Annotated in this window: 22 protein-coding genes; 12 read left to right on the top strand and 10 right to left on the bottom strand. The window is 57.4% G+C overall.

The genetic code is table 11. The annotated features are described in order from the left end of the window. Window positions 1-30: 30 nt before the first annotated feature. The 5 genes from NR795_RS19745 to NR795_RS19725 form a co-directional block, all read right to left on the bottom strand. On the bottom strand, window positions 31-1,335 hold the full coding sequence (locus NR795_RS19745) for an SLC13 family permease (RefSeq protein ID WP_257759134.1): 1,305 nt from the start codon (window positions 1,333-1,335) through the stop codon (window positions 31-33). A 102-nt stretch (window positions 1,336-1,437) separates the two neighbouring features. Next, a complete protein-coding gene (locus tag NR795_RS19740; protein WP_257759133.1) occupies window positions 1,438-2,427 on the bottom strand; it encodes a sulfate ABC transporter substrate-binding protein in 990 nt (329 codons plus the stop codon). A 214-nt stretch (window positions 2,428-2,641) separates the two neighbouring features. After that, entirely contained in the window at window positions 2,642-3,604 is a 963-nt protein-coding gene (gene pfkA / locus NR795_RS19735; RefSeq protein WP_144818837.1) for a 6-phosphofructokinase, read from the bottom strand. Between the two features lie 201 nt (window positions 3,605-3,805). After that, a complete protein-coding gene (gene fieF / locus NR795_RS19730) occupies window positions 3,806-4,687 on the bottom strand; it encodes a CDF family cation-efflux transporter FieF (protein WP_257759132.1) in 882 nt (293 codons plus the stop codon). Window positions 4,688-4,845: 158 nt separating this feature from the next. Then, window positions 4,846-5,106, bottom strand: coding sequence for a DUF1493 family protein (locus NR795_RS19725; protein ID WP_257759157.1), 261 nt, complete (start codon window positions 5,104-5,106; stop codon window positions 4,846-4,848). An 85-nt stretch (window positions 5,107-5,191) separates the two neighbouring features. Here NR795_RS19725 and NR795_RS19720 point away from each other — a divergent pair, with 85 nt between their 5' ends. Then, window positions 5,192-5,611 (top strand): hypothetical protein, encoded by a 420-nt coding sequence (locus tag NR795_RS19720; RefSeq protein WP_257759131.1) that lies wholly within the window; start codon window positions 5,192-5,194, stop codon window positions 5,609-5,611. Window positions 5,612-5,816: 205 nt separating this feature from the next. Here the strand turns inward: NR795_RS19720 and cpxP are convergent, their stop codons facing one another. Then, window positions 5,817-6,314, bottom strand: coding sequence for a cell-envelope stress modulator CpxP (cpxP, locus tag NR795_RS19715; RefSeq protein WP_144818843.1), 498 nt, complete (start codon window positions 6,312-6,314; stop codon window positions 5,817-5,819). A 150-nt stretch (window positions 6,315-6,464) separates the two neighbouring features. Here cpxP and cpxR point away from each other — a divergent pair, with 150 nt between their 5' ends. Both cpxR and cpxA read left to right on the top strand, forming a co-directional pair. After that, window positions 6,465-7,163 (top strand): envelope stress response regulator transcription factor CpxR, encoded by a 699-nt coding sequence (gene cpxR, locus NR795_RS19710; protein ID WP_042394556.1) that lies wholly within the window; start codon window positions 6,465-6,467, stop codon window positions 7,161-7,163. Further along, window positions 7,160-8,533, top strand: a complete 1,374-nt coding sequence (cpxA, locus tag NR795_RS19705; RefSeq protein WP_144818845.1) for an envelope stress sensor histidine kinase CpxA — start codon at window positions 7,160-7,162, stop codon at window positions 8,531-8,533. Before cpxR ends, cpxA begins: the two co-directional genes overlap by 4 nt. Window positions 8,534-8,575: 42 nt before the next feature. Here cpxA and yiiM read toward each other — a convergent pair whose 3' ends face one another. From yiiM to rhaS (NR795_RS19685), 4 genes are all read right to left on the bottom strand, one after another. Next, window positions 8,576-9,253 (bottom strand): 6-hydroxyaminopurine reductase, encoded by a 678-nt coding sequence (yiiM, locus tag NR795_RS19700; protein WP_144818847.1) that lies wholly within the window; start codon window positions 9,251-9,253, stop codon window positions 8,576-8,578. 69 nt (window positions 9,254-9,322) lie between these two features. Beyond that, on the bottom strand, window positions 9,323-9,943 hold the full coding sequence (sodA, locus tag NR795_RS19695; protein WP_042394546.1) for a superoxide dismutase [Mn]: 621 nt from the start codon (window positions 9,941-9,943) through the stop codon (window positions 9,323-9,325). Between the two features lie 129 nt (window positions 9,944-10,072). Then, window positions 10,073-10,927 (bottom strand): HTH-type transcriptional activator RhaR, encoded by an 855-nt coding sequence (gene rhaR, locus NR795_RS19690; RefSeq protein ID WP_257759130.1) that lies wholly within the window; start codon window positions 10,925-10,927, stop codon window positions 10,073-10,075. Between the two features lie 80 nt (window positions 10,928-11,007). Beyond that, on the bottom strand, window positions 11,008-11,844 hold the full coding sequence (rhaS, locus tag NR795_RS19685) for an HTH-type transcriptional activator RhaS (protein ID WP_144818851.1): 837 nt from the start codon (window positions 11,842-11,844) through the stop codon (window positions 11,008-11,010). A gap of 299 nt (window positions 11,845-12,143) precedes the next feature. On the opposite strand from rhaS (NR795_RS19685), the gene rhaB reads away from it, so the two are divergent. The 9 genes from rhaB to rhaM all read left to right on the top strand — a co-directional run bounded on the left by rhaB (window position 12,144) and on the right by rhaM (window position 21,999). Beyond that, window positions 12,144-13,613, top strand: a complete 1,470-nt coding sequence (gene rhaB, locus NR795_RS19680; RefSeq protein ID WP_257759128.1) for a rhamnulokinase — start codon at window positions 12,144-12,146, stop codon at window positions 13,611-13,613. Continuing rightward, window positions 13,610-14,869, top strand: coding sequence for an L-rhamnose isomerase (rhaA, locus tag NR795_RS19675; RefSeq protein WP_257759126.1), 1,260 nt, complete (start codon window positions 13,610-13,612; stop codon window positions 14,867-14,869). Before rhaB ends, rhaA begins: the two co-directional genes overlap by 4 nt. A gap of 56 nt (window positions 14,870-14,925) precedes the next feature. Continuing rightward, window positions 14,926-15,756 (top strand): rhamnulose-1-phosphate aldolase, encoded by an 831-nt coding sequence (gene rhaD, locus NR795_RS19670; protein WP_144818857.1) that lies wholly within the window; start codon window positions 14,926-14,928, stop codon window positions 15,754-15,756. A gap of 86 nt (window positions 15,757-15,842) precedes the next feature. Then, the gene (gene rhaS, locus NR795_RS19665; RefSeq protein ID WP_103821692.1) at window positions 15,843-16,829 is read left to right on the top strand and encodes a rhamnose ABC transporter substrate-binding protein; all 987 of its coding nucleotides are present in this window, start codon (window positions 15,843-15,845) and stop codon (window positions 16,827-16,829) included. A 101-nt stretch (window positions 16,830-16,930) separates the two neighbouring features. Beyond that, window positions 16,931-18,433: a sugar ABC transporter ATP-binding protein gene (locus NR795_RS19660; protein ID WP_257759125.1), complete on the top strand. Its 1,503-nt coding sequence runs from the start codon at window positions 16,931-16,933 to the stop codon at window positions 18,431-18,433. Continuing rightward, the gene (locus NR795_RS19655) at window positions 18,433-19,437 is read left to right on the top strand and encodes an ABC transporter permease (protein ID WP_257759124.1); all 1,005 of its coding nucleotides are present in this window, start codon (window positions 18,433-18,435) and stop codon (window positions 19,435-19,437) included. The genes NR795_RS19660 and NR795_RS19655 overlap by 1 nt, the downstream gene beginning before the upstream one ends. Then, complete coding sequence (locus NR795_RS19650) at window positions 19,434-20,438, top strand: ABC transporter permease (protein ID WP_257759123.1); 1,005 nt, start codon at window positions 19,434-19,436, stop codon at window positions 20,436-20,438. The genes NR795_RS19655 and NR795_RS19650 overlap by 4 nt, the downstream gene beginning before the upstream one ends. 101 nt (window positions 20,439-20,539) lie before the next feature. Then, the gene (gene fucO / locus NR795_RS19645; RefSeq protein WP_257759122.1) at window positions 20,540-21,688 is read left to right on the top strand and encodes a lactaldehyde reductase; all 1,149 of its coding nucleotides are present in this window, start codon (window positions 20,540-20,542) and stop codon (window positions 21,686-21,688) included. Beyond that, complete coding sequence (rhaM, locus tag NR795_RS19640; RefSeq protein ID WP_257759121.1) at window positions 21,685-21,999, top strand: L-rhamnose mutarotase; 315 nt, start codon at window positions 21,685-21,687, stop codon at window positions 21,997-21,999. Before fucO ends, rhaM begins: the two co-directional genes overlap by 4 nt. The last annotated feature ends 26 nt before the right edge of the window (window positions 22,000-22,025 follow it).

The raw sequence follows: 22,025 nt of genomic DNA, 5'->3' as shown, positions 1-22,025 counted from the left end.
ATTAAGATAACGACATTCACAGACGGAGGGTTAGAGTTTTCCCAATGCCTGATACCACAGATAGTCCAGCGGCAGCAGCAGCAGATAGGTCGCTATCGCCAGCGCCAGACAGAGCAGCATTCCCGCCCGCGCAGGCACCTTGCCTAACGCCATCGCCACTACGATCGGCGAGGCCTGATATGGCAGCAGCGGCGTCGAGTAACCCAGCACCTGAATCATAATCGTCGACAGCAGCGGGAAACCGGTGGCGTCAGAAAAGCTTTGCGCCAGGCTGGTATAGAGCGCCGGCACGCCGTTGGCGGTCATGATAAAGTTAAGCGCGGTGGTAATGCCGGTCAGGGCCACAAAGCTGGTGAACGGGTTTTGTGGATCCAGCGGCATAACGTGCAGCAGCGCATCCCCTACGGCGCGGCCAATACCGGTTTGCGTCACCGTGATCGCCAGACCCAGAATGCCCGCCACGTAGATACAGGTGCGGATATTTACCCCGGCGGCGAACTCCTCGCCGTTAATAAAGCCGATGCGCGGCAGCAGCGTAACGCAGGCCGCCGCCAGACCGGTCCAGGCCGGGCCGATGCCATGCCAGCTCTCCGTCACCCATAGAGTGAGTACCACCGCCAGCATCCAGGCGAGCCGCTTCTCATCCCGGCTCATCGGCGTAGCAGGTTCAAGATCGCGCGCCGCATGCGGTTTGCCGGGAAAGAGCCAGCAGATAAGGGCAATCAGGATCAGCCCCTTTAAAATGCCCAGCACCGGCGTGTGCAGCAGCAGATAGGGAACATAGTTGAGATGGATACCAAAGGCCCCTTCTGCCGCGCCGCTCATCACCAGATTCGGCACGTTAGCGGGCAGAATGGTCGCGGAAAGCTGGAAGGTGCCAAAGCCCACCGCCAGCGCCAGGCCAAACCATGCCCGCGATCCCTCGAGGATCCCGGCTCGCGCCGCCATCGCGGCAACGATAGGCATTAACAGAGCGATGCGTCCCATGTTGGACGGCATGACAAACGCCAGGGCGTAGCTCAACAGCACCACGCTGCCCACCATCAGTAGCCACGAATCGGTCAGCCTTGCTGAGAGAGCCCTCGCCGCCCGGTCCGCCAGGCCGGTTTTGCGGATCGCCACGCCCAGCACAAAGCCGCTAAAGACCAGCCAGAACGCCGACGAAGCAAAGCCGCCAAAGATAACATCCGCCGGGGCGATTTTGGCCACCATGGCGGCAGCAAAGAAGAGCAGCGCGGTAATAAACTCCGGCAGCAGAGCGGTCGCCCACAGCACGATGGTGACGCCGATAATCAGTGAGGGAAGGAACAGAGGGTGCGTTAACCAGAGTGACATACCTGTCTCCTGCTATTTTTTCACCGAGTCTACGGCGACAGGCAGGTTCAGTAAACGCCATTAATGGTGGGGCAAGAAAACGGCCCCGCAGGGCCGGTCGTCTTAACGCTTGCTGATCTGGTCGAAGGTACCACCGTTGGAGAAGTGCTCTTTCTGGGCTTTTGTCCAGCCGCCAAACTCCTCATCAATGGTGAAGAGCTTCAGTTTCGGGAACTCGCTGTCATATTTCTTCGCTACGTCCGGGTTACGCGGACGGTAGAAGTTTTTCGCGGCGATCTCCTGCCCTTGCGGGGAGTACAGATACTTCAGGTAGGCCTCGGCCACGGCTTTGGTCTCTTTCTTCTCAACCACTTTGTCCACCACGGAGACGGTCGGCTCGGCGAGGATAGATTCACTCGGAGTGACAATTTCAAACTTGTCTTTGCCCAGCTCGTTGGTTGCCAGCAGCGCCTCGTTCTCCCAGGCGATCAGCACGTCACCGATGCCGCGCTCAACGAAGGTATTGGTCGCACCGCGTGCGCCGGAGTCCAGCACTTCTACGTTCTTAAACAGCGCCTTCACGAAGTCCTGTGCTTTAGCCTGGTCATTGTTGTTGTGGTGCAGAGCATAGCCCCACGCCGCCAGGTAGTTCCAGCGTGCGCCGCCGGAGCTTTTCGGGTTCGGTGTGATCACCGAGACGCCCGGCTTAATCAGATCGTTCCAGTCGTGGATCTGTTTCGGGTTGCCTTTACGCACCAGGAAAACGATGGTCGATGTATAGGGCGCTGAGTTATCCGGCAGGCGTTTGATCCAGTTTTTATCGATGCGCCCACGCTCGGCGATAGCATCAACGTCATAGGCCAGCGCCAGCGTCACCACGTCGGCTTCAATACCGTTGATAACAGAGGTCGCCTGCTTGCCTGAGCCGCCGTGCGACTGGCGGATGGTGACGTTATCACCGGTTTCCTGCTTCCAGTGCGCGCTGAACGCCTTGTTGTACTGCTCGTACAGCTCACGCGTTGGATCGTATGAGACGTTTAAAAGCTGAATGTCCTTTGCCAGAACGCTGCCGGAGGCCAGCAGCAACGTTAACCCTACACCCCATTTGTTCATCGCTCACTCGCTTATATATGGAATTGTGTTGTGATGAATGCAGCGTGCCAGAAAGCGAATCAATGATTAAAGAATAAAAAAAGATTGGCTATAACCTTGGGGAATAAAGATATCGTTGGATGAAAAAAAGCCGGGTGGCGGCTGTGCCTTACCCGGCCTACAGGAGCGAGACGGTAGGCCCGGTAAGCTCAGTGCCACCGGGCGAAAATCCCTGCTAGTAAAGTTTCTTAGCGCAGTCCAGCCAGTCGCCTTTGAACGGACGCTTCATATTTTCGATAGCGTCGATGATGTCATGGTGCACCATCTTCTCGTTCTGGATACCGACGCAGCGGCCGCCATAGCCCTGCAGCAGCAGTTCAATGGCGTAGGCCCCCATACGGGAAGCCAGAATACGGTCATAAGGAACCGGAGAGCCGCCGCGCTGGATATGGCCGAGAACGGTCGCGCGGGTTTCACGCTGGGTCTCAGATTCAATGTACTTCGCCAGTTCGTCGATATCGCAGATGTGCTCGGTAATCGCAACGATGGCATGCTTTTTACCCTTCGCGATCCCGGCCTTGATTTCGCTTACCAGATCTTCACGGTTAAACTCAACTTCCGGCAGGACGATGAACTCACAGCCGCCGGCGATAGCCGCCGCCAGGGTCAGATCGCCACAGTAACGGCCCATCACTTCAACGATGGAGATACGCTGGTGGGAAGAGGAGGTATCACGCAGGCGGTCAATCGCTTCAACAACGGTATGCAGCGCGGTGAAGTAGCCGATGGTGTAGTCGGTCCCGGCAACGTCGTTATCGATGGTGCCCGGCAGGCCGATGCACGGGAAGCCCATCTCGGTCAGGCGTTTCGCCCCCATATAGGAGCCATCGCCGCCGATGACCACCAGCGCGTCGATGCCGCGTTTTTTCATGTTTTCGATAGCCACGGCACGGATGTGCTCTTCACGGAACTCCGGAAAACGAGCCGAGCCGAGGAACGTACCACCACGGTTGATCATGTCAGAGACGCTGTAGCGGTCGAGCTGCACCATGCGATCTTCATACAGGCCAAGATAGCCGTCGTAAATGCCGCAAACTTCCAGACCTTCAGTCAATGCTGCACGAACTACGCCACGAATTGCAGCGTTCATGCCAGGCGCATCACCGCCACTTGTCAACACACCGATTTTCTTAATCATGACTACCTCTGAACTTAGGAATGCAAAATAAATTCTTGCCCGAAGCGACGCCCCTGGGAGTGAATGGCTATGCTGCGCATAGTATATCAATCTCCCTTGGCTGAATTGATTCAGGTCAGACCAAATGGCGGTAATTTATCCACAAAATGCTGGTCTGCTTCACCTTTTTACACCTTGTAACCTGGGCTTACGCCAGGAAATTCATCCTTGGGATACTACGGAACAAGGGTCCTGATGGATGATCACATCGGAACCCGGGAAACGCCGCAAAATCGCCTTTTCAACCTGCTCGGCTACAAGATGCGCCTGAACAAGCGGGAGATTGTCGTCCATTTCCAAATGAATCTGAATAAAGCGAGTCGGCCCTGACTGCCGCGTGCGAAGATCGTGTGCTCCGCTGACCCCCGGCCAACGAGTAACGATAGCGATTATTTCCTGTTGCTCTACATCGGGTAGCGCACGATCCAGCAGCGACTGAACCGCTTCATACCCCATACGCAGCGCGCTGTAGAGGATATAGGCTCCGATACCCAACGCAAAGAGCGCATCGGCCCGGTGCCAGCCGTACCACGACAGCCCCAGCGCGATGAGAATAGCGCCATTCATCATAACATCAGACTGATAATGAAGCATATCGGCGCGCACGGCCTGACTTTGCGTTTTTCGTACCACCCAACGCTGAAAAGTGACGAGGATCACAGTACACACCAGCGCAACCAACGTCACGATGATACCGATCTGCGGCGCTTTCATTGGCTCAGGACTAACAAGGTGCTGAATACCGGTTAAAAAGAGGAACAGCGCCGAGCCGGAGATAAACATGCTCTGGGCCAGCGCCGCCAGCGACTCGGCCTTGCCGTGCCCGAAAGTATGCTCATCATCCGCTGGCTGGAGGGAATAACGCACCACCAGCAGGTTGGTTAAAGAGGCGGCAATATCCACCAGCGAATCGACCAGCGCCGCCAGCACGCTCACCGATCCGGTGTACCACCATGCAAAAATTTTAATTACCAGCAGCAACGAGGCCATTACCGTCGCGGCAATAGCTGCCCGGCTCACCAGCTGCCCATACATTTGATTCATACGCACTCCTACCCGGACATGGGGAGTAGTATAACGGATGATAAATCAGGCAATGTGACAAAAAACGGGGCGGATGCCAGGGGTTTAACTGCTATTAAGCCTTAGCGGGTGGCTATGGCCTTAACCAGGCCATCTTCAACAGAAAATTAGCTGAACCACTAAAATAACCAGCGGCCAGCCTCGGCCGACTCAATAAGCATGCTGACAGTGAGGGGTTCGGGTACGTGATGATCTGTTTTTAGATAGCGCGGAAGTATGGCATTGGGCAGGAAACGAATGCCTGCGTTGGGAAAATAGCGGTTAAAATTGAAGCCAGACATATCTACGCCCAGCGTCTCTCTGTACTCGTCGATAAACTCAGCTGCATCTTCAGGCAGGACAAGCTTACTTCCCGTACTGATGGAAGTATCATCAGCCATCGCCCAGAAATGCTTTTTAATCAGCGCTCTTACCTGTGCCGCTTCATGCACTTTCACTACGATTAAGCCTCAGCGAGCCACGTTTATGTTTGAGATAAAAACCGATGACGCACTTTTCCGATTTTCCTTTGTTGAAAGGGTTGAAGAGCCGGAAGACAGGCGTCAGGATTTGATTATATGCTGGTTGGAAGTACAAGGTTCGGGCGTAAACCTGGGGTGCGAATGTGAATTTAGCCTTTTTGATCTTGATGAACTCCGGGACAAGCTGACCCAATTCTGGCACTGCTTATCTGATCATCGGGCTCCAGCGCCTGTAGTCTATGCACCTCGCGTTAATACCTTTCAATTTGATATTCACCATGCAATAGACGCTTACGCTATTGGGTTCAATTTCAAAATCACGCCGAATAGGCTAACTCTTTGGACGCTGGAAGGTGGCATGCTCATTGATCAAAGCTACTTTCCTGAACTTATACATGGCATAAACTCAATTCTTACTAACTGAGATCAAAGCCCTTTAACTGACCTACCTGGCTTTACGGGATCGGTCCACATAACGCGATATCCTCCTTGCAACTACTTATGGCTGTTGCACGGATGATTGATTTATAAGCCATTTTTCTAAGTGACTGACAAAAAAAACCCCCTCATCATGAGGGGGAAGACAGGGATGGTGTCTATGGCAAGGAAAACAGGGTTGTTACTGGTTACTACTTACTACCGGTACTGCTACTCGATAACGTTAGCGGCGATTCCTGCTGCATTTTTGCAACGTCGCGCAGCTGGTTAATTCGCTGTTGGTGCTTGTCGTGTAAAACCGCCTGTTGCTCGGGCGTGAGCAGGTGATACATCTGGTTGCGAACCCGGGCCATTTCGACCTGGCGGGCAACCTGCTCCTGCGCCATTTTTTCTGCCTGAGCGCGTACGGCGCTTTCATTAAATTTTTCTGCGGTCACGAGGCCGTGCATCGTCTCGATTTCGCTAACATTAACAGGTGGCAACTTGTGCCTCGCCTGCTGCATCAAATCACGCAGTTGCTGGCGCTGTTGTTCAGTTAAACTAATACCGTCAAACATATGGCTCTGGGTGCTACGCGGTGCCAGCTCTTCAGAGCCGTGCCAGCTCTCGCCTGTTACACCTTCAGCTGCGTGGCCAACGGTATTTAACGTCAGCGTTGAGGCCATGACGGCAGCGGTAACAATGCGCATCACTTGCTCCCAAAATCGTTTGTGTCGCCAATCAACTGAACTCAGTCTACGATTCAGGCTGCAAACTAGCGTCAGGGGGTGTAAAACAACGTAAAGTCATGGATTAGCGAGCCTTGATGACGTAATTTCTGCCTCGGAGGTATTTAAATAATGAATAAAATTTTGTTAGTTGACGATGACCGAGAGCTTACTTCCCTTTTAAAGGAGCTGCTCGACATGGAAGGCTTCAATGTGCAGGTTGCCCATGACGGGGAGCAGGCGCTCGACCTCCTGGACGACAGCATCGATCTGCTTTTGCTCGACGTAATGATGCCAAAGAAGAATGGTATCGACACCCTTAAAGAGCTACGCCAGACACACCAGACACCCGTCATTATGCTGACGGCACGCGGTAGCGAGCTGGATCGCGTTCTCGGCCTTGAGCTGGGCGCGGACGACTATCTGCCTAAACCCTTTAACGATCGCGAGCTGGTGGCCCGTATTCGCGCTATTCTGCGCCGTTCACACTGGAGTGAGCAGCAGCAGAACAGCGATAACGGTTCACCGACCCTGGAAGTGGACGCCCTGAGCCTGAATCCAGGCCGTCAGGAGGCCAGTTTTGATGGCCAGTCGCTGGAGCTGACCGGCACCGAGTTCACCCTGCTCTACCTGCTGGCGCAGCATCTCGGCCAGGTGGTCTCCAGGGAGCATCTTAGCCAGGAGGTTTTGGGTAAACGCCTGACGCCGTTCGATCGCGCGATCGATATGCATATCTCTAACCTGCGCCGTAAGCTGCCGGAGCGTAAAGATGGCCATCCGTGGTTTAAAACGCTGCGCGGACGCGGCTATCTGATGGTTGCGGCTTCATGATAGGAAGTTTGACGGCACGCATCTTTGCCATTTTTTGGCTAACGCTGGCACTGGTGCTAATGCTGGTCTTAATGGTGCCCAAGCTGGACTCCCGGCAAATGACGGAGCTGCTGGATAGCGAGCAGCGCCAGGGCATTATGATTGAGCAGCACGTTGAGGCGGAGCTGGCCCTTGATCCACCGAACGATTTGATGTGGTGGCGGCGGCTGTTTCGCGCAATTGATAAGTGGGCCCCGCCGGGGCAGCGCCTGCTGTTGGTGACCAGTGAAGGCCGGGTGATCGGCGCTGAACGTAGCGAAATGCAGATCATTCGTAACTTTATTGGCCAGGCGGATAACTCCGATCATCCGCAGAAGAAAAAATATGGACGGGTAGAGCTGGTAGGGCCGTTTTCCATCCGCGACGGGGAAGATAACTACCAGCTCTACCTTATCCGTCCGGCGAGCAACTCCCAGTCCGATTTTATCAACCTGCTGTTTGACCGACCGCTTCTGCTGCTGATTGTGACGATGTTGATCAGCTCTCCGCTGCTGCTCTGGCTGGCGTGGAGCCTGGCCAAACCGGCGCGTAAGCTGAAAAACGCGGCGGACGAAGTAGCTCAGGGCAACCTGCGCCAGCATCCAGAGCTGGAAGCCGGGCCGCAGGAGTTTCTTGCTGCCGGGGCCAGCTTTAACCAGATGGTCACGGCACTTGAACGCATGATGACCACTCAGCAGCGCCTGCTCTCTGACATCTCTCACGAGCTGCGCACGCCGCTTACGCGTTTACAGCTGGGTACCGCCCTGCTGCGCCGCCGCAGCGGTGAGAGCAAGGAGCTGGCCCGCATTGAGACCGAAGCGCAGCGTCTCGACAGCATGATTAACGATCTGCTGGTGATGTCGCGTAATCAGCAGAAAAATGCGCTGGTGAGCGAAACCGTTAAGGCCAATCACCTGTGGAATGACGTGCTGGATAACGCCGCCTTTGAAGCCGAGCAGATGGGCAAATCACTGACCGTCAACTTCCCGCCGGGACCGTGGCCGCTGTACGGCAACCCGAGTGCGCTGGAGAGCGCGCTGGAAAATATCGTGCGTAACGCCCTGCGCTACTCGCATACGAAGATTGAGGTGAGTTTTGCGGTGGATAAAGAGGGCGTGACGGTTAACGTAGATGACGACGGTCCGGGCGTCAGTGCGGAAGATCGCGAGCAAATTTTCCGCCCGTTCTATCGTACCGACGAAGCGCGTGACCGAGAGTCCGGCGGCAGCGGGCTCGGGTTGGCGATTGTCGAGACGGCTATCCAGCAGCACCGCGGCTGGGTGAAGGCCGACGACAGCCCGTTAGGCGGCTTACGCTTAACCATGTGGCTACCGCTGCATAAGCGTTCATAGTTTAAACGTGTAGAGTCTCCAGGCCGGGCAACCCCCGGCCTGCTATTTCCTGCCCCACAGTCTGGGCGCAAAGCTTTCAATCTTGCCGCTCAGGCGTCGTTTCTGCATGGTTCTGGCCCAGCTCACCGAGAGGCCAGCGGCAGAGAGCAGGCGGTGGTACTGCTCGTCGTCAAACGGCAGATGCCAGGCGATGGCGGCGGCCTCATAGACGCTCACGTCGCTACAGCGGGAAACCAGCTCAAGGGGCGCATCGCTGGAGACGCTGCCCGGGGCAATTACCCGGTAGAGCCAACCCGTGCGGCCGCTCTCCTGCATCAGGGAGGAGAGATCATGAATGGCAAAATGGTAGTTAACTTTGAAACAGGGCGAACGCGGCTGGGTCACCTGAATTAGCGCTTCACCCCAGCGAAAAATATCCCCGATATAGACGTTTTGCTCGGTCATTCCCTCGGTGGAGAGGTTCTCGCCGAACGCTGGCGCGACAAAGCGCTCCGCCTGTTCAGGAAATGCGCTTGCCCAGTAGCGATAGTGCTCGCGTGGATAGTGACACAGGGCACGATCTGGCCCGCCGTGGATCTTCTTCTCGGCCTGCTCATCCCCCGCAAGCCCTCGCTCGGTTAACGTCAGCTCGCCGTCAACCTGCACTTTGGCAATAGCGCTTGGCCGACTGCCTGCGTAATCGCTTACTTTACCAGTAAAAACGTTAACCTGATGATGCATCACCGCGCCTTATCCAGATACAAAAAAAGCGAGTCATAAGACTCGCTTTTCACTGGTCACAATGCAACCTTATTTTTTAGCAGCGAAACGGGCAGCAGCTTCGTCCCAGTTCACAACTTCCCAGAATGCCTTGATGTAGTCCGGGCGTTTGTTCTGGTATTTCAGGTAGTAAGCGTGTTCCCACACGTCCAGGCCCAGGATCGGGAAGCCGGATGCGCCAGAAACCGCTTCACCCATCAGCGGGCTATCCTGGTTTGCGGTAGAGACAACGGCCAGCTTGTCGCCTTTCAGTACCAGCCATGCCCAGCCGGAGCCAAAGCGGGTTGCCGCTGCTTTCTCGAACTCTTCTTTGAATTTCTCAACGGAGCCGAAGTCGCGCTCGATGGCGGCTTTCAGATCGCCCTGCAGGGTAGTGCCGGTTTTCAGGCCTTTCCAGAACAGGCTGTGGTTAGCGTGACCGCCAGCGTTGTTACGCAGGACGGTTTTTTTGTCGGCCGGAACCTGATCCAGCTTAGCGATCAGCTCTTCTACCGGCAGGTTAGCCAGCTCAGGCAGGCTTTCCAGTGCGGCGTTAGCGTTGTTAACGTAGGTCTGGTGATGTTTAGTGTGATGGATTTCCATCGTCTGCTTATCGAAGTGTGGTTCCAGTGCATCATAAGCGTACGGCAGTGATGGCAGTGTGTAACTCATAATCATCTCCATTAATTGTCGGGCGGCGATACTGTTAACGCCGCGTAAGCAGTTGGTTCATTATAGTTAATTAAGTAGTATTGAAAATGTTTATCAATGCCGTAGTTTTTATATGGTTATAACCTTTTGTTATGTACCCGAGAGCGTCCTGCTGCGATGCCGCCACTGACTCGGTGCCACGCCGGTTTCACGGGTAAAAACTACGGAAAAATAGTTGCTGTCTTCAAAACCACAGCGTGTGGCAATTTCACCGATCATCAGCTCGCTGTGCTGGAGCAGATACTGAGCGTGACAGATGCGCAGCTGGCGCAGATAGTGGTTGATTGTCATGCCGGTCTGGGTACGAAACTGCTGGCGTAGTGTACGCTCACTGCACTGATTTTGCTCGCAAAATTGCTCAAGCAAAAAGGCGCGGTTGAGGCTGCTGGCCAGGGCGGTGATGAGTTTATCCAGCAACGCTTCGCTACGGGTCGCCGAAAGATTATTGGTGGCGTAGCGATGGCGCTTAAGGGTTAATACCAGTTGGGCAAACAGCGTTTCTGCCAGCGGATCGGAGAGCGGATCCGCTTTGGTGCTCTCATGCTCAAGCTGGCTAATCACCTGCCGGGCCTGGGCCATACCGCTGCTGCCCATGCGCCAGTAGGGTATCGGCTCTCCGCCGTCCAGGCCGGGGATATGCGCAGCCCAGTCAAGGTTGAGCGTCAGCCGCTCCGGGCAGTAGATGATGTTTTGCAGCACCAGATCGTTTACCGAGGCGTAGGCGTGACGGTCCTCGGCGCGGATATAGAAGAGATCGCCCCGGGTAATACGATACGGGCGATCGTTAAGAATATGCAGGCCGTTGCCGCGCCAGACCAGCACCAGCTCGTTGAACTCATGGGTGTGTTCAGCAAAGACGTTTTGCGGATAGCGATCGGCCACCGCGACCGCCTGCCCGGGCCTGGCAAAAAAATCATCCCTCCGCAGAATTAACTGACCTGCCACAGCGTCACCTCAACAGCCTTCAACCTTCTATATTTAGCTGTTTTTTAGCAAAAAAACGGTGACTCTCTTCTCGTTTACGGCTATTGCAGCGGAGCATCCCGCCCCTGACGGATATCCCGCGGTGACCAGCTAAATTCGCGGCGAAAAAGCGTCGAAAAGTGGTTGCTGTCGCCGAAACCGCAGCGAAACGCAATGTCGGTAACGCTTTCATCGCTGTGGCGCAGCAGGTGGCGGGCCTTAATCAGGCGCAGGCGGTTGAGGTAGCGCTGCGGGGTCATGCCCGTGTGCTGCTTCAGCTGACGGTGCAGCGTACGCAGCGAGAGAGAGAAACGGTCAGCCAGCGACGCCCAGCAAACCTCATCCGCGAAGTGATCCTCCAGCCACGCCATCATCTGATTCAGGCGGGCATCGTTGTTAACGGCCCCCTCCTCAAGACTGCTCTTCCGCAGCAGCACCAGCAGCTGCATAAACAGGATCTCCCGGCTGGCAAGAGCGGCGGTGCTCTCCTCCTCGGCGCTCTGCTCCATCTGGCCGACGATCTGCCGCACCTGCTGTAGCGCCCCCTGGTTAACCCGCCAGTGGGAGGCATAGTGTCCGTCCTGCTCCTGAGGCAGCAGCTGGTTCAGCCCCGTCAGGAACTGGAAAGCCTCCGGCGAGCGGTAGAGCACGTTGGTCAGACAGAGATTATCCGTGTGTTCGTAGAGATGGCGATCGTGGTCACGGATGAAACAGACGCTGCCCCCGCTGATGGAGTAGGGCTGACCGTTAAAAACATGAATGCCCGTACCATGCTCAACAATAACAATCTCATGGAAATCATGGTGATGCTCAGGAAACGCCGACTGGGGAAGGCGCGGCTCAATAGCCACAGGCGTTTTACCTGACGGAAAAAAATCTACGCTGTGGAGTACGGTCATGACGGCTTCCTGAAATGGAGAACATGCCAAAAAGAGTAATGAAAGGCTGGCAATCCCACCTTGAATTTTTGACATCAAAGCGCGCAAACCCGGTCGCTTTTTCAAGAAACGGTGGGAAAGATCCGGAAATGCGGCTGGCGTCACACCAGTGATAAGAGGCGCTATTACTGGAAATTGTGAACGCTATCACGTTCATCTTTGCTTTCTTGCCAGCGCCTAATTTTGCCTGTCCATAGCAAGAAGGTACGCCGCTGAGGGGGTTCGTAGACTGTCGGCATTGACTCTCAGAGGACTCCACTATGACCTTTCGCCATTGTGTCGCGGTCGATCTCGGCGCATCCAGTGGGCGCGTCATGCTGGCGCGTTACGACAGTGAACAGCGCGCCCTGAGGCTGCGTGAAATTCACCGCTTCGTCAACTGCCTGCAAAACGTGAACGGCTTTGCTACCTGGGATATCGACAGCCTGGAGAGTGAGATTCGCCTTGGGCTAAACAAGGTCAGCGAGCAGGGTATTCAGATCGATAGCATCGGCATTGATACCTGGGGCGTGGACTATGTGCTGCTTGATGAACACGGCCAGCGCGTCGGTCTGCCGGTGTCGTACCGCGACGGGCGCACCCACGGCGTAATGGCCCGCGCCCAGGCGCAGCTCGGCAGAGAGACAATTTACCGCCGCAGCGGTATCCAGTTTCTGCCTTTCAACACGCTCTATCAGCTGCACACATTTGTCGAACAGCAGCCAGAGCAGGCGGCGCAGGTAGCTCATGCCCTGCTGATCCCAGACTACTTCAGCTTTCGTCTGACGGGCAAAATGAACTGGGAGTACACCAACGCCACCACGACCCAACTGGTGAATATCAATAGCAATGACTGGGATGACATCCTGCTGGCCTGGACCGGCGCTAACCCAGCGTGGTTTGGCACACCGACCCAGCCGGGCAACGTGATTGGCCACTGGCGAGGCCCGCAGGGGAGTGAAATTCCCGTCGTGGCCGTCGCCAGCCATGATACCGCCAGCGCCGTGATCGCCTCGCCGCTGAGCGATGCGGACAGCGCCTACCTCTCCTCTGGAACCTGGTCCCTGATGGGTTTTGAGAGCCAAACCCCCTATACCGACGAGGCGGCGCTGGCGGCCAATATCACCAACGAGGGCGGTGCCGAAGGGCGCTACCGGGTGCTGAAAAACATCATGGGCCTGTGGCTGCTACAGCGCGTGTTGAAAGAGCAGAACGTCACCGACCTGCCCGCCTTGATTGCGGAAACCGAGCAGCTAACCGCATGCCGGATGCTGATTAATCCCAACGATGAGCGCTTTATCAACCCGGAAAACATGAGCGCCGAGATCCGCGCTGCCTGCCGCGAGTCAAGCCAGCCAGAGCCAGCCAGCCAGGCTGAACTGGCGCGCTGCATCTTCGACAGCCTTGCCCTGCTCTACGCCGACGTGCTCGGCGAGCTGGCGGCGCTGCGCGGCAAACGGTTCAGCCAGCTGCACATTGTTGGCGGCGGCTGCCAGAACCGTCTCCTCAACCAGCTCTGCGCCGACGCCTGCGGCGTCACGGTGGTCGCGGGCCCCATCGAAGCCTCAACGCTGGGCAATATCGGTATTCAACTCATGACCCTGGACGAGCTGGACAACGTCGACGCTTTCCGTCAGGTCGTGACGGCCAATTACCCCCTGACAACCTTTATTCCACAACCTGACAGTGAAATTGCCCGCCACGTCGCGCAGTTTCAAACCAAACAACAGAGAAAGGAGCTTTGCGCATGACCACTCCCATTGAACAAGCCTGGGAACTTGCTAAGCAGCGGTTTGCCGCGGTAGGCGTTGACGTTGAGGAGGCGCTGCGCCAGCTCGATCGCCTGCCGGTTTCCATGCACTGCTGGCAGGGCGATGACGTGGCTGGGTTTGAGAACCCGCAGGGCGGCCTGACCGGCGGGATCCAGGCCACCGGCAACTACCCTGGCAAAGCGCGCAGCGCCCAGGAGCTGCGGGCGGATCTGGAGCAGGCTCTGAGCCTGATCCCCGGGCCAATACGTCTGAATCTGCATGCAATCTACCTTGAATCAGAGACGCCGGTGGAGCGTAACGCCATCAGGCCCGAGCACTTTACCAACTGGGTGGCGTGGGCAAAAGCGCAGAAGCTGGGCCTGGACTTTAACCCCTCTTGCTTCTCGCATCCGCTGAGCGCCGATGGCTTTACCCTCTCCCACGCCAACGACGAGATCCGCCAGTTCTGGATCGACCACGTTAAAGCCTGCCGCCGCGTATCTGCCTGGTTTGGCGAGCAGCTGGGTACGCCGTCGGTGATGAATATCTGGGTTCCGGACGGCATGAAAGACGTCACCGTTGACCGCCTCGCCCCGCGTCAGCGCCTGCTTGCCGCGCTGGATGAAGCCCTGAGCGAAAAGCTGAGCCTCGACCACCACATCGATGCCGTAGAGAGCAAGCTGTTCGGTATCGGTGCGGAGAGCTACACCGTCGGCTCGAACGAGTTTTATATGGGCTACGCCACCAGCCGCCAGACCGCGCTCTGCCTGGATGCGGGCCACTTCCATCCGACGGAGGTGATCTCCGACAAGATCTCCGCCGCCATGCTCTATATCCCGCGCCTGCTGCTGCACGTTAGCCGCCCGGTGCGCTGGGACAGCGATCATGTGGTGCTGCTGGATGACGAAACCCAGGCCATTGCCAGCGAAATCATTCGCCACGATCTCTTTGACCGGGTGCACATTGGTCTCGACTTCTTTGATGCGTCAATCAACCGCATCGCCGCCTGGGTGATCGGCACCCGCAATATGAAAAAAGCCCTGCTGCGTGCCCTGCTGGAGCCGACCGACCAGCTGCGCACGCTGGAGGCCGAGGGCGACTACACCGCCCGGCTGGCGCTGCTGGAAGAGCAAAAATCGCTGCCGTGGCAGGCGGTATGGGAGATGTACTGCCAGCGTCACGATACCCCGGCGGGGAGCCAGTGGCTGGACAGCGTGCGGGCCTATGAAAAAGAGATTTTAAGTCACCGTAAATAAACAGTAGGCCGGGTAAGCGCAGCGCCACCCGGCATTTTCAAAGGAACTATAAGACTATGCAGACCATCACTACTTCATGGTTCGTCCAGGGGATGATCAAAGCGACCTCTGACGCCTGGCTGAAGGGCTGGGACGAGCGCAACGGCGGCAACCTGACCCTGCGGCTGGACGACGGCGATATCGCCCCGTTTACGGCCGAATTCCACGCCAGCCCGCGCTATATCGCCCTGAGCCAGCCGATGCCACTGCTGGCCAATACGCCGTTTATCGTCACTGGCTCCGGCAAGTTTTTCCGTAACGTGCAGCTCGACCCGGTAGCTAACCTCGGGATCGTTAAAGTCGACAGCGACGGCGCGGGCTACCACATTCTCTGGGGGCTCACCGATGAAGCGGTTCCTACCTCCGAGCTGCCGGCGCACTTTCTCTCCCACTGCGAGCGCATCAAGGCTACCGATGGCAAAGACCGGGTGATTATGCACTGCCACGCCACCAACCTGATCGCCCTCACCTATGTGTTGGAAAACGATACGGATGTGATCACCCGCAAACTGTGGGAAGGCAGTACCGAATGCCTGGTTGTGTTTCCTGATGGCGTTGGCATTCTGCCATGGATGGTCCCCGGCACCGATGAGATTGGCCAGGCCACCGCAGGGCAGATGTCACGGCACTCGCTGGTGCTGTGGCCGTTCCACGGCGTCTTCGGCAGCGGTCCAACGCTGGACGAAGCCTTTGGCCTGATCGACACCGCCGAGAAGTCTGCCGAGGTACTGGTGAAGGTCTACTCGATGGGCGGCATGAAGCAGACCATCACTCAAGAGGAGTTAATTGCCCTCGGTAAACGTTTTGGCGTCACCCCGATGGCCAGCGCACTACAGCTTTATAAATAAGAACATCGCGCCCCGCTCATTGAGACGGGGCGAAACCACACCTGCAAGCCCTACATAACTCACTCAATATCAGTGGAGTAAAAGCAATGAGAATAAAGACAAGCTTGATCCTCACCGTTGCCGCTCTGGCGTTGTCCGGTTCCGCATTAGCAGAAGTCAAAATTGCCCTGGTCGCAAAATCCCTCGGCAATGGTTTTTTTGAGGCAGCGAACGTCGGTGCCCAGGAGGCGGCTAAAGAGTTAGGGGATGTTAAAGTCATTTATACCGGCCCGACCACCACCACGGCGGAAGCGCAGATCGAAGTGCTTAACGGGTTGATCGCTCAGGGGGTAGATGCGATCGCTATCTCAGCAAACGATCCGGACGCCGTTGTGCCGGTACTGAAAAAAGCGATGCAGCGCGGGATCAAAGTTGTCTCGTGGGACTCCGGCGTGGCGAAAGCGGGTCGCCAGATCCATCTCAATCCATCCAACAATGCGCTGATTGGGGAAACCAACGTTAAGCTCGCCGCCGAGGCGCTGAAGGCGCTGAACGTGGAGAAAGGCGACGTGGCGATCCTCAGCGCAACGCCAACCTCGACCAACCAGAACATCTGGATTGAAGAGATGAAAAAGGTGCTGCCGAAGTACCCCTCCGTCAACCTGGTGACAGTGGCCTACGGCGATGACCTCTCCGATAAGAGCTACCGCGAAGCGGTCGGCCTGCTGAAAACCTACCCGGATCTGAAGGTGATCGTCTCCCCCTCCTCGGTAGGTATCGTGGCTGCCGCCCAGGCGGTGAAAGATCAGGGCAAGATTGGCAAGGTGTACGTCACCGGATTAGGCCTGCCGTCTGAGATGGCGGGCGCGGTGAAATCGGGCGCAACCAAGAGCTTTGCTATCTGGAACCCGATCGATCTGGGCTATGCCGCTACCTATCTGGCGGACGATCTGGTCAAAGGCACGGCCACTAAAACGGAAGCCAATATGGGCAAACTCGGCAAGGTGAAGCTGGATGCAGACGGCAGTGGTGCGATGTCTGAGCCGTTTGTCTACGATGCCAGCAATATTGATAAGTTTTCCAAAATTTTCTGATGTGATTTGTAGGAGAGATAAGCGCCAGCATCAACCGCCGTTCTGCCGGATGGCGCTGCGCTTATCCGGCCTACGATCCCCCGTCGATACGGAGACTTATCATGACACCACTGCTTCAGCTCAAGGGGATCACCAAGGTGTTCCCTGGCGTGCGCGCTCTTGAGAACGTACAGCTTGACCTCTGGCCTGGCAAAGTTACCGCGCTGATTGGTGAAAATGGCGCAGGCAAATCCACGCTGGTTAAAGTGATGACCGGCATCTATCAGCCTGAAGAGGGTGAAATCCTCTATAAGGCGATCCCTATCCAACTACCCGCGCCGGAATCCGCCCATCGGGTGGGCATTACGGCGATCCACCAGGAGACCGTGCTGTTTGATGAGCTGTCGGTAACGGAGAACATTTTTGTCGGTCAGTACCTCTATAAGGGCTTTTTGAAAAAGCTCGACTGGCCCGCCATGCACCAGAAAGCCCGGGATATCCTCGCTCGCCTCGAAGTGCAGATCGATCCCCATGCGACCCTGAAAACCCTGAGCATCGCCCAGCGCCACATGGTCGCCATTGCACGCGCCCTCTCCTTTGATGCGCAGGTAGTGATCCTCGACGAGCCTACTGCCGCGCTCTCCCAGCACGAGATTCTGGAGTTCTACCAGATCGTTGAGCGCCTGAAGCAGGAGGGCAAGGCGATCCTGTTTATCTCCCATAAATTCGACGAGATTTTTGAGCTGGCGGATCACTACACCATCCTACGCGACGGGGTGTACGTCGGCTCCGGGGCGATGAGCGAGATTAGCGAAGAGCGGATGGTGACGATGATGGTAGGCCGCGCCATTACCCAGACCTATCCCAAGATCGCCTGCGATCCTGGCGAAACGGTGCTGGAGGTGAAGGATCTCTGCCATCCCACCGAGTTTGCCCACATCAACTTTACCCTGCGCAAGGGCGAGATCCTTGGCTTTTACGGACTGGTGGGCGCAGGTCGTACCGAGCTGATGCAGGCGCTTTCCGGCGTGTCGCGCCCCTCTTCCGGCAGCATCGTGCTTAACGGCAAAACGGTGCAGTTCCACCAGCCTGCGGATGCCATCCGGGCCGGTATCGTCTGCGTGCCGGAGGAGCGGCAGAAGCAGGGTGCCATTATTGCCCTGCCTATCGCCCAGAACATCAGCCTGCCGCAGCTCGGCAAGCTAAATCCGAATGGCGTGCTGCACGACGACCGTGAGTGGCGACTCGCCGACGAGTATGCCAGACGGCTCCAGGTCAAAGCGTTCAGCTGGCAACAGCCGGTGGAGACGCTCTCCGGCGGCAACCAGCAGAAGGTGGTGATCGGTAAATGGCTCGCCACGCACCCCGACGTCATCATTCTTGATGAGCCTACCAAAGGCATCGATATCGGCTCGAAGGCGGCCGTACATCAGTTTATGTCCGAGCTGGTCGGCCAGGGGCTGGCAGTGATCATGGTCTCCTCGGAGCTGCCTGAGGTAATGGGCATGGCCGATCGGATCGTGGTGATGCATGAGGGGCGGATGGTCGCCGAATACGCGGCGGGTGAAGCCACCGCCGAGACCATCGTTAGCGCTGCCAGCGGTGCGAAACAGGAGGCAGCATAATGTGGCAACAACTGCTTAAAAACCGCGAGGCGCTGCTGGCCGCGGTGATCGTCCTGATGGTGCTGGCTATCGGCAGCCGCGTACCGTCGTTTATCGCCCCGGGCAACCTGGCAGAGATGTTTAACGATACGGCGATCCTGATTATTCTCGCCCTCGGCCAGATGATGGTGCTGCTGACCAAGGGCATCGATCTGTCGATGGCCGCCAACCTGGCGCTGACCGGGATGATTGTCGCCCTGCTCAACTTCCATCATCCTGATATTCCGGTCTGGGCGCTGCTGATCCTGGCGACCGGCCTCGGACTGGTGATGGGCGCGATCAACGGCCTGCTGGTGTGGAAGATGGGCATCCCGTCGATTGTGGTGACGCTCGGCACCATGAGCATCTATCGCGGCATTATCTTTCTACTTTCTGACGGGGGCTGGATCAACTCCCACCAGATGAGCGGTGATTTCCTTGCCCTGCCGCGTGCCAGCGTGCTGGGGCTGCCGCTGCTGAGCTGGTGCGCCGTCGCCGCGCTGCTGCTGGTAGGCTACTTCCTGCGCTACAGCCGCACCGGGCGGGCGCTCTATACCGCAGGCGGCAACGCCACGGCAGCCTACTACACCGGCATCAACGCTGGAAAAATGCAGTTCGTCAGCTTCTGCCTCTCTGGCGCGCTGGCCGGGTTCTGCGGCTACCTGTGGATCTCCCGCTTCGCCGTGGCCTATGTCGACGTCGCTAACGGCTTTGAGCTGCAGGTGGTGGCCGCCTGCGTAATCGGTGGGGTTAGCACCATGGGCGGTACGGGCCGCGTGCTCGGCTGCTTGTTTGGTGCGCTGTTCCTCGGCGTGATCAACAACGCGCTGCCGGTGATCGGTATCTCACCCTTCTGGCAGATGGCCATCTCCGGCACGGTGATTGTGATAGCGGTTCTGCTTAATGAGCGCGGCAATAAACGTAAAGGTCGGCTGATCCTGCGCGACGCGGCGCTGGCCCGACAGAAACAGGCGGTGAAATCATGAGTAAAATGTTAACCACTGACGGCCCAGGCAACCCTCCCGCAACGCTGCCGCTGCTGAAACGGCTCCTGTGCTGGGAGGGTTTCTTACTCGCCGTCACGCTGCTGGTGTTTTTAATTAACGCCTTCGCCTCTCCCTACTTTCTCAATATCTGGAACCTCTCTGACGCCACCTTTAACTTCACCGAGAAGGCGATCATCGTTCTGCCGATGGCGATGCTGATTATCGCCCGGGAGATTGACCTGTCGGTAGCCTCCACTATCGCCCTGAGCTCTACCGTGATGGGCTTTTGCGCCCAGGCGGGAGTGGATACACCGCTGCTGGTCGTTGTGGGGTTAGGTGTCGGTCTGCTGTGCGGGCTGTTTAACGGCCTGCTGGTGACGCGGTTTAATCTCTCCTCTATCGTCATCACCATCGGCACCATGAGCCTCTATCGCGGCATCACCTACATTCTGCTTGGCGATAAGGCGCTGAACGCATACCCCGAAAGCTTCGCGTGGTTCGGCCAGGGCTACGTCTGGGGGGCGCTGTCGTTTGAGTTTGCGCTCTTTATCGTGCTGGCGGGCATCTTTGCGTTCGTGCTGCACCGCACTAACTTTGGCCGCCGCACCTACGCCATCGGCAATAACCCAACTGGAGCATGGTACTCCGGCATCAACGTCAAGCGTCACAACCTGCTGCTTTTTGCCCTGGTGGGGCTGATGGCCGGACTGGCCTCGGTGCTGCTCACCTCGCGCCTCGGCAGTACCCGCCCCACTATCGCTACCGGCTGGGAGCTGGCGGTAGTGACTATGGCGGTGCTGGGTGGGGTCAATATTCTTGGCGGCTCCGGCAGCATGGTGGGCGTGATTATCGCCGCCTTCCTGATGGGGCTGGTGACCTTTGGCCTGAGCCTGCTCAACGTGCCGGGCATCGTGATGTCGATCATCATTGGCGCGATGCTGATTGTGGTCATCTCCCTGCCGATCATCACCCGCCGGATTGTGCAACGAAGACGAATATAGCTGCCGGGTGGCACTACGTTTACCCGGCCTACGATCCTGTAGGCCCGCGCAAGCGCAGCGCCGCCGGGCATAAAAATCACAGTAATGAACGGAGATCTATCATGAGCTTTATGTTGGCACTGCCTAAAATCAGCCTGCATGGCGCAGGCGCAATTGGCGATATGGTTAATCTGGTAGCAAACAAGCAGTGGGGCAAGGCGCTGGTTGTCACCGACGGTCAGCTGGTTAAGCTGGGCCTGCTCGACAGCCTGTTTGCCGCCCTGGATGCGCACCAGATGTCCTACCACCTCTTCGATAGCGTCTTCCCTAACCCCACCGAGGAGCTGGTGCAGGCGGGCTACGCGGCCTGGCAGGCGGCGGAGTGTGACTACATCATCGCCTTCGGCGGCGGTAGTCCGATCGATACCGCGAAAGCGGTAAAAATCCTCACCGCTAACCCTGGCCCCTCAACCGCCTACTCCGGTGTCGGTAAAGTGGTTAATCCCGGCGTGCCGCTGGTAGCCATTAATACTACCGCCGGTACCGCGGCGGAGATGACCAGTAACGCGGTGATCATCGACTCGGCGCGTCAGGTAAAAGAGGTGATTATCGACGCCAACATCATTCCGGATATCGCTGTCGACGACGCCAGCGTAATGCTGGCGATCCCGGCATCGGTCACCGCCGCCACCGGCATGGATGCCCTGACCCACGCGGTAGAGGCCTTTGTCTCCGTCGGCGCGCATCCGCTAACCGACGCCAACGCGCTGGAGGCAATTCGGCTGATCAACCTTTGGCTGCCGAAAGCGGTTGGCGACGGGCAAAACATCGAGGCCCGGGAACAGATGGCCTTCGGCCAGTATCTGGCGGGGATGGCGTTTAACAGCGCCGGGCTGGGCCTGGTACACGCTCTGGCACACCAGCCGGGGGCGACGCACAACCTGCCTCACGGCGTCTGCAACGCCATCCTGCTGCCGATCATCGAAAACTTTAACCGCCCGAACGCGGTGGCGCGCTTTGCCCGCATCGCTCAGGCGATGGGGGTCGATACCCGCGGCATGAGCGACGAAGCCGCCAGCATGACGGCCATTCAGGCGATTCGCGATCTCAGCGCTCGGGTAGGTATCCCTTCCGGCTTCAGCCAGCTCGGCGTGACCAAAGAGGATATCGAAGGCTGGCTGGACAAGGCCCTGGCCGACCCCTGCGCCCCCTGCAACCCGCGTACCGCCAGCCGGGACGAGGTGCGTGAGCTCTATCTGGAGGCATTATGATCCGCAAAGCCTTTGTGATGCAGGTCAACGCCAACGCCCACGAGGAGTACGAGCGCCGCCATACTCCTATCTGGCCCGAGCTGGAGGCGGTCCTGAAGGACCACGGTGCGCATCACTACGCGATCTACCTCGATAAGGCGCGTAACCTGCTGTTCGCCAGCGTAGAGATCGAGTCTGAGGAGCGCTGGAACGCGGTCGCTAACACCGACGTCTGCCAGCGCTGGTGGCAACATATGCGCGATGTAATGCCGACTAACGCCGATAACAGCCCGGTAAGCGCCGAGCTAAAAGAGGTGTTCTACCTGGCGTGAGGTGTTGCCAGGCTACTCCTGTTCAA

Origin of the sequence: Pseudescherichia sp. L3 (assembly GCF_024656065.1) — a bacterium.
Taxonomy (GTDB): domain Bacteria; phylum Pseudomonadota; class Gammaproteobacteria; order Enterobacterales; family Enterobacteriaceae; genus Pseudescherichia.
Note: the sequence above shows the minus strand (reverse complement) of the source record. Positions and strands in the feature narration are given on the sequence as shown.